This window comes from Micromonospora sp. DT4, from assembly GCF_049841675.1.
GTDB lineage: Bacteria > Actinomycetota > Actinomycetes > Mycobacteriales > Micromonosporaceae > Micromonospora.
On sequence record NZ_JBNCKT010000146.1, the window covers coordinates 1 to 10,660 of the forward strand.

Consider the following 10,660-nt stretch of genomic DNA (forward strand, 5'->3'; position numbering starts at 1 on the left):
CTATTTGTCGAGGACCTTCCATCGACGTGTCTCGGCGTGACGTTCCGCCCCCACCCAGTTACCCGACAGTCTCTTAGGCGCGCTTGGCGAAGCCGAGGAACGACTTCCAGTTCTTCGGGTCGAACGTGAGCGCCGGGCCAGCCGGGTCCTTGCTGTCGCGGACGGCAACCAGGCCGTGCAGGTTATCGGCCACCTCGACGCAATCGCCACCGCTCGTCCCGCTGCGGGTCGACTTCTTCCACTGAGCGTTACTGAGGTCCATGCTGGCTCTCAACTTCCTTCAACAGGGCTACCGATAGGTTGTGCGGGAGGGCGACACCCCTCACGCTCTCCCATCTCGCCATCAGCGTAGCGACTCCATCCTCAACATCCACGGGAGTGCCGGCAAGCTGGTTCTCCAGGTGTCCGACCCAGGAGCCGTCAGCGAGCATCGCCAGGGCCAGCGGACCCGACAGTCCAACGTGCAGGCCGGCGGCGGCTGGAATGACGTGGACGTGGATGTGGGGTAGCTCGGACATCTTCAGCAGGTGCGCAAGCTGCTCGGTCATGATCGGGTCAAGCCGGCGTAGGGACGACTCGTCGATGACCGCGATTACCTGCGGTGGCCGCTCTCGGCGCAGAACCTCCTGACGCTCCAAGCGGGCGGCGACCTGCTGCTCGACCTCCTCCTCGGGGCGCGTGTCGTCGAAGCGCAGGACTGCTCGCGCGTAGCTCGCGGTTTGAAGCAGTCCCGGGATAAGCGTCGGGTTGAAGTACCTGAGCTGCTTCGCGGCGCGCTCGGCTTCGAGCCAGTGCTTGAGCCAGCTCGGCTGCCAGTCGCGCTGTGCCTCCCTCAGCAGGAACTCGAACAACCCGCCGGTCTCCAGGATCTCGTCCGCCCGGCGGGCGTAGGGCAAGTCCAGCGCCCGGGTGCCAGTCTCCACAGCGGACACCGTTGACCCCGAATAGTTCGTGCGCTTGCCGAACTCGTCTTGATTCATGCCGGCCAACGAGCGCTGCTTACGGAGCTGGGCGCGAATCATCTCGGCTGTCTGCGCGCGTTCCAACGTTCCTCCAGAGGATCCCCAAGATCACCAAGCGTAGCCAGATTCGTTCGGCGGTCGCCAGACCATCGCCGGGACCAGCGCGAACGTCTTCCGAGAGTAGCGGTGTCCTCACAAGACTGTCAGCAAGCGGATACGCCTCGGTCCCCCTAGACCCGCTTGATCCGCTCGGGCCCGCCGAACGTGGTCACGGTGGCCCTGGGCCGCTCCGCACCCCCCGTGGCGGAGCGGCCCAACCCCAAGGACTCGGGTCCAGGTCGTGGACGAGGGGGAAGGTAGGTCGCGGCCTGGGCTCGTCGAGCAGGCAGGAGATGACACATGAGCACCCTCACCACGCAGATGCATCCACCGCTCGCCGGCCCGAAGGCAGACCGCCCCCGGGCGCATGGCAAGGAGAAGCCGCACACCCCACTGCGCCCGATGTGGTTCTGCCGGGCTGATGGCCAGCAGTGGCCCTGCCCGGAGGCCAGGCTCAGGCTGCGGCGTGAATTCGAGGACAACGGCCCCGGCCTCACGATCTACCTGGCCGGCTTGTACTACGAGGCCACCAGGGATCTCTACCGCCTGAATCCACACGACGGTCCTAGCCCGAGCGAGCTGTTCGCGCGCTTCGTGTCCTGGGGGCCGTTCCGCGAGGACACCGCCGAGCGCCCCAGCGGGGCCAGCGGGGCCAGCGGCGCATAGGTTCCACCCACCCCGAGACGCCCGGCCTGGCCGCCTCCCGTGGAAAGCAGACGACCAGGCCGGGGTGAAGGTGCGCCACCGGCGCGGGGACCGAATCCCCGCATGGCAGTACACCGAAAGGAGATCGTCTCATGGCGATCGAACAGCCGCTCGACCTGTACGAGGTCGACGCCTCCGGCGTGAACCTGCGCAAGCTCTGCGGAGGCGGCATCACGAACACGATGGAGAGCTGCGTCGCAGCCGCCATCCTGCCGGGCAGCAAGGACGCCATCATCCTGGGTGACTCGAAGCTCGGTGCCGACACGCCGACCCTGCGGTTCAGCCGCGACGAGCTGGACAGCTTCTTCGCCGCGTACCAGGCCGGCGAGATCGTCTGATCGACCAGGGCTGGCCGCGTGCGCTACGCGGCCAGCCCGAACTCAGGGGGAAAAATGACGCTGGTGACGCAGCATTGGCACGGTTACGGGCCGTGGACCGGTCCACACCAGTTCTTCGGCCGGGAGCACGATCATGAACGACGACCCGGCATCGCCGGCACCACGGCGGGCGACACGTTCCTCCGGGCCACGGTGCCACCGCTGGAGACCGGCCATTACCTCCTGCGCCGGGTTCAGACGGCACAGGAGCGGACCTGGACCGACGTGCAGGGAGCGCTGGGCTGGCTGACCAGACTTTACGCCCAGCAGCCACCCGACTCGGCGCTCAGCTACCTGGATGAGGCCGCCCGGATCGAGCACACCCATTCAGGTCTGGAGGGTGGAGCCGATGCCATCTGGCAGTACACGCTCAGCTTGAGCGGCAACAAGACCATCGAGTACGCGGTCATCTGCTGCCCGCACCGCCACCACACCAGGACGCCTTGCCCCCTCCCACCGAACTGACCTTCGCTCATGGGAGAAGTACATGTCCCTCGAAATGATCCTCGGCCACGAGGCCGCCAATGCCGTTCTCAGCGAGTGGCCCGAGCACCCGTACACGCTGAAGCTGCCGAGCGGCAGCCCGATCCGACCGGCAGTCAACGCGCAGACGCTCCGAGGCTTCCTCGACGCCGGCTGCGCGCCGAGCAGCTACGTGAACGTGTTCCATCGGGGCGAAGGGCTGCACCCGGCCCGCTTCACCGCCGATGACCGGGTTGCCCCAGCCTCCGTCCAACTCCTGCTCGACCAGGGTTGCACCATCCAGCTCCGCGAGTTGAATCGGTGGTTTCCGCCCCCTGAGCGCAGTCTGTACGGGCATCCAGGCAGAGACCGGCTGCCCGGTATACGTCACGGCCTTCATCACACCGCCGAGCAAGCAGGGCCTCGACTACCACTGGGACCAGTACCTCGGGATCGTGGTGCAACTCCAGGGGACGAAGACCTGGGAGCTGTTCAAGCCCAAGGTCGACGCGCCCTACCGCGACCACTTGATGTCGACGAACCTGTGGCAGGACGACTGGGTCAAGCAGTGGCAGAAGGATGGCCCGTACCAAACGGTCGAGTTGATCCCCGGTGACATCCTCGTGCTGCCGCGAGGCTGGGTGCACAACCCGCACTCGCGGAATGCCGTCGAAACCAGCGTGCACCTGACCTTCGTGCTGAAGGAGCGCGTGCCGCTGTGGGTCGCCGAACGGTTGGTAGGCAGTGCGATCAACGACCCCCGCTTCCGCGCCGTCATCCCGCCTTCAGGGCTCGACCCTGCGACCATGCCCACGACAGTCGAGCAGACGCGGTCACTTCTGATCGACTACCTCTCCGGGCTGAACGTTGAGGAGATGTCGAGGGCGCTGCGGCGTGCTGCTCAGCAGGAAACCAGCCACGCCATGCTGTGAGCCGAAGTGAAGCGGGCCAGCCTGATCGAGGCTGGCCCGCTTGCCTGCACACCCCGTACGGGCTGGCGGATGGCGGACAGTTCGACGACGGGTCAGCCCGGCGCGTACAGTGCGTCGATCTCGGCCCGCTGTGGCAGTGCCACCGAGGCGCCGAGCTTGCGTACGCAGGCCGCGCCGGCCGCCGCCGCCCAGCGTACGGCGTCGACGACGTCCCGCCCCTCGCCCCAGCCGACCGCCAGCGCGGCCGTGAACGCGTCGCCGGCCGCCGTGGAGTCGACCACGTCGACCTGGACGGCGGGCACGTGCACCTCGACGCCCTCCCGGTCCACGTACCAGGCGCCGGCGTCGCCGAGGGTGAGCACCGCGCGGGGCACCAGGTCGAGCAGCGCCCTCGGCTCCTCGCGGCCCCGGCCGGTGAACGCCTGCGCCTCGCCCTCGTTGACGACCAGCACGTCCACCGCGCCGAGCAACTCCGGCGGGAGCTCACGGGCGGGTGCGGCGTTGAGGACGACCCGGGTGCCGGCGGCGCGGGCGGCCAGCGCCGCGGCGGTCACCGTCTGCACCGGGATCTCCAGCTGGGCGACCAGGACGTCCGCGGCGCGTACCGTGGCCAGTTCCTCGTCGGTGAGGCCGACGAGCGCGTCGTTCGCGCCCGGGGTGACCACGATGGCGTTCTCCCCCTGCCCATTGACCATCACGAGCGCCACGCCGGACGTGCCGTACACCACCCGCAGATGGCCGGTGTCCACGCCGGACGCCGTGATGCGGGCGCGGAGCGTCACGCCGAACGCGTCGGAGCCGATCGCGCCGAGGAAGGCGCAGGAGGCGCCGGCCCGGACGGCGGCGATGGCCTGGTTGGCGCCCTTGCCGCCGGGCACCATCACGAAGTCGGTGCCGAGCATGGTCTCGCCCGGCCGGGGCAGCGAGGGGGCCATCGCGACCAGGTCCATGTTCGCGCTGCCCACCACCGCCACCCGGGTCTGCGACACGGTCACCCGTCAGGCGGCGCGCGCGGTGTAGCGGTCGCCGGAGCGCTCGACCACCAGCGGCAGACCGAAGGTCTTGGAGAGGTTGTCGCCGGTCAACGTCTCGGCGAGCAGTCCCTGGGCGACGACCGCGCCCTCGCGCAGCAGCAGCGCGTGGGTGAACCCGGGCGGGATCTCCTCCACGTGGTGGGTGACGAGCACCATGGCGGGGGCGGCCGGGTCGTACGCCAGCTCGGCCAGCCGGCCGACCAGGTCCTCGCGGCCACCCAGGTCGAGCCCGGCGGTGGGCTCGTCGAGCAGCAGCAGCTCCGGGTCGGTCATCAGTGCCCGGGCGATCTGGACGCGCTTGCGTTCGCCGTCGGAGAGGGTGCCGTAAAGACGCTCGGAGAGATTGCCGACACCGAGCTGGCTGAGCAGCGCCCGTGCCCGCGCCACGTCGCCGTGCTCGTAACTCTCCCGCCAGCGCCCGACCACCGACCAGGCGGCGGTGACGACCACGTCGCTGACCTGCTCGTCGGCCGGCACGGACGCGGCGAGCGCGGCGGTGGCGAGGCCGATGCGGGTGCGCAGCTCGTTGACGTCGGTGTGGCCGATCCGCTCACCGAGGACGTACGCGACGCCGGTGGTGGGGTGCAGCCGGCCGGCGGCCAGGTTGAGCAGGGTGGTCTTGCCCGCGCCGTTGGGGCCGAGCACCACCCAGCGCTCGTCCAGCTCGACGCGCCAGGTCAGGTCCTGCAAGAGAGGGTTGTCGGAGCGGCGTACGCCCACGCTGTCGAGGCTGACCACCAGATCCGGGTCCACGGGTGCGGCGGCAGGCGCGGCGCCGGCAGCGGCGGGGATCAGGTCACCAGTCACCGGACCATCCAACCACGCAGCGCCGGCGTGCCCCCCATGGGCGGCGCTCTGGCCATAGGGTGAGGCACCGTGTCGTTGATCACCACACCCTAGGGACGGCTCATGCCCGGTCGAGGTTCGGAGCCGCGCGAATGAGCGCGGTCATCGAGATCGAGGGTCTGCGCAAGACCTTCCGCAGCGTGCGCAACGGCAAGAGGGTGGCGGTCGACGGGTTCGACCTGCTGGTCGAGGCCGGACAGATCCACGGGTTCCTGGGGCCCAACGGCTCCGGTAAGACCACCACGCTGCGCGCCCTTCTCGGACTGGTCTGCGCCGACGGCGGGCGGATGAGCGTGCTCGGCGAGCCGTCGCCGGAGCTGCTGCCCCGGGTGGCGGGTCAGGTCGGCGCCGTCGTGGAGAGTCCGCAGTTCTTCGGCAACTTCACCGGCCGTCGTACGCTCCGGCTGCTGGCTCGGGCCGGTGGGGTGTCGATCTCACGGGTGGACGAGGCGCTGGAGCTGGTGGGTCTGCGCGACCGGGGCGACGAGCGGGTGAAGGGCTACTCGCTGGGCATGAAGCAGCGCCTCGCGGTGGCGTCCGCGCTGCTGAAGGACCCGCGGCTGCTCATCCTCGACGAGCCGGCGAACGGCCTCGATCCGGCGGGCATCCGCGAGATGCGTGACCTGATGCGGTCGCTCGCGGCGTCCGGGGTGACCGTGCTGGTGTCCAGCCACATCCTGGGCGAGATCCAACTGATCTGCGACCACGTCACGATCATCTCGCGGGGGCGGCGGGTGGCGGCCGGCCGGGTGGGCGAGGTGTTGGCGGGTCACGACCGGCACGAGTTCCTGGTCCGGGTGGCCGAGCCGGAGCGTGCCGCCGACCTGCTGCGCGCGGCGGAGTTGACGGCTGCCGCCGAGGGTGCGGCGCTGGTGGTGAGCGGGACGACCGACCCGACGGTCATCAGCCGCGTCCTCGGTGATCAGGGCCTGTGGGTGGCCGAGCTGACGCCGCTTCGGCCCGACCTGGAGAGCGTCTTCCTGGAGCTGACCGGGGCCGGCGAGCACCCGTCGGTGCCCCGTCAGGTCGACGAGGCGGCGCGGCCGACGGGTGCCGACGGCACCGCGGTGATCGATCTCGACGTACGGGGAGTGGACGCGTGAACCTGGTCCGGGCCGAGTTGGAGCGGCTCTCCGCGCGCCGTTTCGTGCAGCTCATGGTCGTCCTGCTGGTGCTGGCGTTCGGCGTCACCGCCGCGACGACCCTGGCCGGGTCGCACCGGCCGAGCGCCGCCGAGCTCGACTCGGCGCGGGCGAAGGCCATCGAGGCGCGGCAGAGCATGGAGGTCAGCTACCAGCAGTGCCTGGCCCAACGTGACGCGATCTCGATGCCCGACACCCAGGGCTACCTGCCCACCGACTGCTCCGACATGGACCCGGCCCGGCAGGAACGGTTGCCGATCGCGGCCGACTATCTGCCCGGGGTGTTCAGCTTCGTCCAGCAGGCCCGCCCACTGCTCTACTTCCTCATCGCGTTCCTGGTGCTGTTCGGGTTCCTGGTGGGCGCCTCGTACATCGGAGCGGACCTGAACTCCGGCGGGGTGGTCAACCTGCTGCTGTGGCGACCGCGCCGGCTGACGGTGCTGGGCGCGAAGCTGGCGACCCTGCTCGGCGCGGTGTTGGCCCTGGCGCTGGTGGCCTCTCTGTTCTACCTGGCCACCTTCTGGGTGATCGGGCAGGCCGCCGGCCTGGCCGGCCAGCCCGACGGCGACTTCTGGCGCTCGCTGGCGGCTGTGCACGGTCGTGGTCTGGTGCTGGTGCTGTTGGCCGCTTCGACGGGCTTCGCCATCGCGACGCTGGGCCGGCACACGTCGGCGGCGCTCGGGGCGGTCGCCGCGTACGCGGTGGTGTGGGAGCTGGGCGCACGGCTGGTGCTGGAGATCGCCGACGCCCGGCGGCCGGACCAGGTGATGCTCTCCAGCTATATCGGGGCGTGGCTCAGCGGAGAGGTCCAGTTCTGGGACTCCCAGCTCTGTCGGGGCAGCTCCGGCGGCACGTACTGCGAGGGCTTCTACAGCCTCACCTGGGGACCGTCGCTGGCGGTGCTGCTCGCAATCACCGGTGGGTTGACCGTGCTCGCCTTCGCCGTCTTCCGCCGCCGTGACCTGAACTGAAAGGGCCACACCGCGCCGCCCGTACCGACCCGGCCACCTGGCGGCAAGAGCTTGCAGCCAGGCGGCCGGCGGTGAAATATTCCTTCACATGACCGCCCCAGCGGGCTCAGCCGACGGTGGAGCCGAACACCTCGTCGCGCACGGCGTTCAACGCGGTGCGCAGCGCGCCGCGCAGGATCGGCTCCTCGGTGAGGCCGGTGGGCACCACCCGTGGCCGGACCAGGGTGATCGCCGCGACCTCCCGCTGCACCCGGTCGGCGAGCGCCGCGCCGCCGGCCTGGCCGACCTCGCCGGCCAGCACGACCAACGGGGGGTCGAGCACCACGCAGGTGCTGGCCACTCCGAGCGCGAGCCTGCGGGCCAGCTCGTCGAGCATCGGGCCACCGGCGGCGCCGGCCGCGACCGCCGCCCGCACCGCCTGCGCGGCATCCGGCGCGGAGAAGCCGTGTTCGCGGGCCACCGCGCGTACCGAGTCGCCGCCGATCACCTGCTGGAAAGCGGGCTTGGCGCGGCGCGAGACGTCGCGCGGGATGGGCGCGCCGGGCACCGGCAGGTAACCGATCTCGCCGGCCGCGCCGCTACTGCCGTGGTGCAGTCGCCCGCCCAGCATGATCGCCAAGCCGACGCCGGCGCCCACCCAGACCAGGACGAAGTCGGCCACGCCCTGCGCGGCGCCGGACTGCGCCTCGGCCACCGCCGCCAGGTTGACGTCGTTCTCGAAGACCACCGGGGTGTGCAGGTCCTCCCGCAGTGCGGCGAGCAGGCCGCTGTGCCAGCGCGGCAGGTTGAAGGCAAAGGTGATGTCGCCGGTCTGCGGATCGACCAGGCCCGGTGTGCCGAGCACGATCCGTCGGACGCTGGTGAGCTGCGCCTGGGCGCTGCTGGCGGCCTGCACCACGGCGTTGTGCACCACACCCACCGGGTCGTCGGTGTCCCGCGTCGACTGCTCCACCCGACCGATGACGGCGCCGGTGATGTCGGCGCAGGCGGCCACCACCCGATCCGGACCGACGTCCACCCCGACGACGTGGGCGCTGCTCGCGCGTACGGCGTAGAGCTGGGCGTTCGGCCCCCGTCCGCCGGCCTGCTCGCCGACCCGACTGACCAGGCCGCACTCCTCGAGGCGCTCGACGAGCTGCGAGGCGGTGACCTTGGACAGGCCGGTCAGCTCGCCGAGCCGCGCCCGGGTGAGGGGTCCACGCTCCAGGAGCAGTTCCAGCGCCGCACGATCGTTGAGCGCCCGCAACAGGCGGGGTGTGCCGGGCAGCCTGGTCGCACTCATGCCACGTCCTCTAATTTTAGTAAACTTTGCTAACTGTAAACCGACCTGCGAATGGGTAGCCGTAGCGTAACGGCCACCCGGAGGCAGAGCAGTCGGCCGACCCGGCAGGGCGACGACCACCGCGGGTACACGTTCGTATCCACGGGGAGCGAAGGGGGAGATCTCGTGGGGCTCGATCCAGGACTGCGCCGGCTCGCGCTGGGCACGTTGCTCGCCGCGTACCCGGGAGCGGTCCCGCCGCAATGGGCGGTCGACCTGGTGGCCGACGGGTTGGCTGGGCACACCCTGTTCGGCACGAACGTCCACGACCCCGCGCAGTTGGCGGCGAGCACCGCGGCACTGCGCGCCGGCCGGTCGGACGTGCTTATCGCCATCGACGAGGAGGGTGGCGACGTGACCCGGCTGGCCCACGCCACCGGTAGCCCGTACCCCGGCAACGCCGCTCTCGGCGCGGTCGGCGACGTGGCGCTCACCCGCCGGGTCTACCAGTCGATCGGGGCCGAACTGGCCGCGCTCGGCATCACCGTCAACCTGGCCCCCACCGTCGACGTGAACACCGCCGACGACAACCCAGTGATCGGCACACGCTCGTTCGGCGCCGACCCGCTACTGGTGGCCGCGCACTCGGCCGCCGCCGTCAGCGGCCTCCAGACCGCCGGTGTCGCCGCCTGCGCCAAGCACTTCCCCGGCCACGGCGCGACCGTCACCGACTCCCACCACGAACTGCCCACGGTGGACGTTCCGCTGGAACTGCTCCGCCAGCGCGACCTGCCGCCGTTCGCCGCGGTCATCACGGCCGGCACGCAGGCCGTGATGACCGCGCACATCCGGGTGCCGGCGCTGACCGGCGACGGTCCGGCCACCTTCAGCCGGGCCGTCCTGGTCGACCTGCTGCGCGACGAGTACGGCTTCACCGGCACCGTCATCACCGATGCCCTGGAGATGAAGGGCGCGGCGGTGGCCGCCGGGGGCGTCGGGCCGGCTGCTGTCCGGGCACTGTCGGCCGGCGCCGACCTGCTCTGCATCGGCGCGCAGGTCGACGCCGCGCTGGTCGAGCACGTGGCCGCCGAGATCGCCGAGGCGACCAGCGACGGCCGGCTGCCGATCGCCCGGGTCGAGGAGGCGGCCGGCCGCGCCGCCGCGCTCGCCGCCTGGACCCGGGCCGCCGGCAGGTCACCGGCAGACCCCGAGCCCGATCTGGGGTACGCGGTGGCACGCCGGGCGGTACGCGTGGAGGGGCTGCTCACCGGCCTGGAAGAGCCGCTGGTGGTGCAGTTGCACACCGAGTCCACGATGGCCGAGGGGCGGGTGCCCTGGGGCCTCGGCCCACACCTCGACGGCGCGCGCGAGATCCGCGTGGTCGCCAGCGAGACGGATCAGGCGGCCGTGCGTGAGTTGGCCGGGAATCGGCCGATCGTGCTGGTCGGGCGTCATCTGCATCGGCTGCCCGGTGGGCCGGAGCTGATCGACGCCCTGGCCGCCGCGCACCCGGTGACCGTCGTGGAGATGGGCTGGCCCGCGACGTGGCGGCCCTCCGGCGTACGGGCGTTTGTCACCACGTACGGCGCGAGCCACGCCAACGGTCGGGCTGCGGCGGAGGCGCTCGGCCTGACGGGTTGATGCTACGTCACTGATCGGATCACCAGCGTCGGGAGCGAAGGTTGATGATGAGTAGTGCCGCATCAGGAAACGTTTGCCTCGTGACGACGCGCCGCGCGGGTGCTGGTCCGGGCGGTGCGGCGTCGCCAGGCTACGCGAGGTAGTCGATAGGGCGAACGTTGCCTGATGCGGTAGTAGTTGTGTCATCTGCAGTCGAGGACCGCGGCGGCGAGGTTCTGCAGTTCTGTG

Annotated in this window: 12 protein-coding genes; 7 read left to right on the plus strand and 5 right to left on the minus strand. The window is 70.8% G+C overall.

All coding sequences use genetic code 11. From position 1 onward, the window contains the following. Positions 1-73: 73 nt before the first annotated feature. Complete coding sequence (locus tag ACLQ24_RS26355; RefSeq protein ID WP_425894397.1) at positions 74-262, minus strand: DUF397 domain-containing protein; 189 nt, start codon at positions 260-262, stop codon at positions 74-76. Next, positions 249-1,046, minus strand: coding sequence for a helix-turn-helix domain-containing protein (locus tag ACLQ24_RS26360; RefSeq protein ID WP_425894398.1), 798 nt, complete (start codon positions 1,044-1,046; stop codon positions 249-251). Before ACLQ24_RS26360 ends, ACLQ24_RS26355 begins: the two co-directional genes overlap by 14 nt. Before the next feature lie 315 nt (positions 1,047-1,361). Between ACLQ24_RS26360 and ACLQ24_RS26365 the strand changes: the two genes are divergently transcribed. From ACLQ24_RS26365 to ACLQ24_RS26380, 4 genes are all read left to right on the plus strand, one after another. After that, positions 1,362-1,727 carry a hypothetical protein gene (locus ACLQ24_RS26365; protein ID WP_425894399.1) on the plus strand — a complete coding sequence of 122 codons (366 nt, stop codon included), beginning with the start codon at positions 1,362-1,364 and terminating at the stop codon, positions 1,725-1,727. 131 nt (positions 1,728-1,858) lie between these two features. Then, complete coding sequence (locus tag ACLQ24_RS26370) at positions 1,859-2,104, plus strand: DUF397 domain-containing protein (RefSeq protein WP_425894401.1); 246 nt, start codon at positions 1,859-1,861, stop codon at positions 2,102-2,104. Between the two features lie 63 nt (positions 2,105-2,167). Beyond that, a complete protein-coding gene (locus ACLQ24_RS26375) occupies positions 2,168-2,608 on the plus strand; it encodes a hypothetical protein (protein ID WP_425894402.1) in 441 nt (146 codons plus the stop codon). Between the two features lie 395 nt (positions 2,609-3,003). Beyond that, positions 3,004-3,537 (plus strand): JmjC domain-containing protein, encoded by a 534-nt coding sequence (locus ACLQ24_RS26380; RefSeq protein WP_425894409.1) that lies wholly within the window; start codon positions 3,004-3,006, stop codon positions 3,535-3,537. Between the two features lie 92 nt (positions 3,538-3,629). Here ACLQ24_RS26380 and ACLQ24_RS26385 read toward each other — a convergent pair whose 3' ends face one another. Both ACLQ24_RS26385 and ACLQ24_RS26390 read right to left on the minus strand, forming a co-directional pair. Continuing rightward, positions 3,630-4,526 carry a ribokinase gene (locus tag ACLQ24_RS26385; protein ID WP_425894410.1) on the minus strand — a complete coding sequence of 299 codons (897 nt, stop codon included), beginning with the start codon at positions 4,524-4,526 and terminating at the stop codon, positions 3,630-3,632. Between the two features lie 9 nt (positions 4,527-4,535). Beyond that, the gene (locus ACLQ24_RS26390) at positions 4,536-5,378 is read right to left on the minus strand and encodes an ABC transporter ATP-binding protein (RefSeq protein ID WP_425894404.1); all 843 of its coding nucleotides are present in this window, start codon (positions 5,376-5,378) and stop codon (positions 4,536-4,538) included. 131 nt (positions 5,379-5,509) lie between these two features. On the opposite strand from ACLQ24_RS26390, the gene ACLQ24_RS26395 reads away from it, so the two are divergent. Both ACLQ24_RS26395 and ACLQ24_RS26400 read left to right on the plus strand, forming a co-directional pair. Continuing rightward, positions 5,510-6,520, plus strand: coding sequence for an ABC transporter ATP-binding protein (locus tag ACLQ24_RS26395; protein ID WP_425894405.1), 1,011 nt, complete (start codon positions 5,510-5,512; stop codon positions 6,518-6,520). Continuing rightward, positions 6,517-7,530 carry an ABC transporter permease subunit gene (locus ACLQ24_RS26400; RefSeq protein ID WP_425894406.1) on the plus strand — a complete coding sequence of 338 codons (1,014 nt, stop codon included), beginning with the start codon at positions 6,517-6,519 and terminating at the stop codon, positions 7,528-7,530. Before ACLQ24_RS26395 ends, ACLQ24_RS26400 begins: the two co-directional genes overlap by 4 nt. A 106-nt stretch (positions 7,531-7,636) precedes the next feature. Here ACLQ24_RS26400 and ACLQ24_RS26405 read toward each other — a convergent pair whose 3' ends face one another. Further along, the gene (locus tag ACLQ24_RS26405; protein WP_425894407.1) at positions 7,637-8,812 is read right to left on the minus strand and encodes an ROK family transcriptional regulator; all 1,176 of its coding nucleotides are present in this window, start codon (positions 8,810-8,812) and stop codon (positions 7,637-7,639) included. 165 nt (positions 8,813-8,977) lie between these two features. On the opposite strand from ACLQ24_RS26405, the gene ACLQ24_RS26410 reads away from it, so the two are divergent. Then, positions 8,978-10,432: a glycoside hydrolase family 3 protein gene (locus tag ACLQ24_RS26410; protein ID WP_425894408.1), complete on the plus strand. Its 1,455-nt coding sequence runs from the start codon at positions 8,978-8,980 to the stop codon at positions 10,430-10,432. The last annotated feature ends 228 nt before the right edge of the window (positions 10,433-10,660 follow it).

What these genes read in the sequence shown, in the direction of transcription:
- ACLQ24_RS26355 (WP_425894397.1), bottom strand. Translation starts at nt 262, where the DNA reads ATGGACCTCAGTAACGCTCAGTGGAAGAAGTCGACCCGCAGCGGGACG.
- ACLQ24_RS26365 (WP_425894399.1), top strand. Translation starts at nt 1,362, where the DNA reads ATGAGCACCCTCACCACGCAGATGCATCCACCGCTCGCCGGCCCGAAG.
- ACLQ24_RS26370 (WP_425894401.1), top strand. Translation starts at nt 1,859, where the DNA reads ATGGCGATCGAACAGCCGCTCGACCTGTACGAGGTCGACGCCTCCGGC.
- ACLQ24_RS26395 (WP_425894405.1), top strand. Translation starts at nt 5,510, where the DNA reads ATGAGCGCGGTCATCGAGATCGAGGGTCTGCGCAAGACCTTCCGCAGC.
- ACLQ24_RS26405 (WP_425894407.1), bottom strand. Translation starts at nt 8,812, where the DNA reads ATGAGTGCGACCAGGCTGCCCGGCACACCCCGCCTGTTGCGGGCGCTC.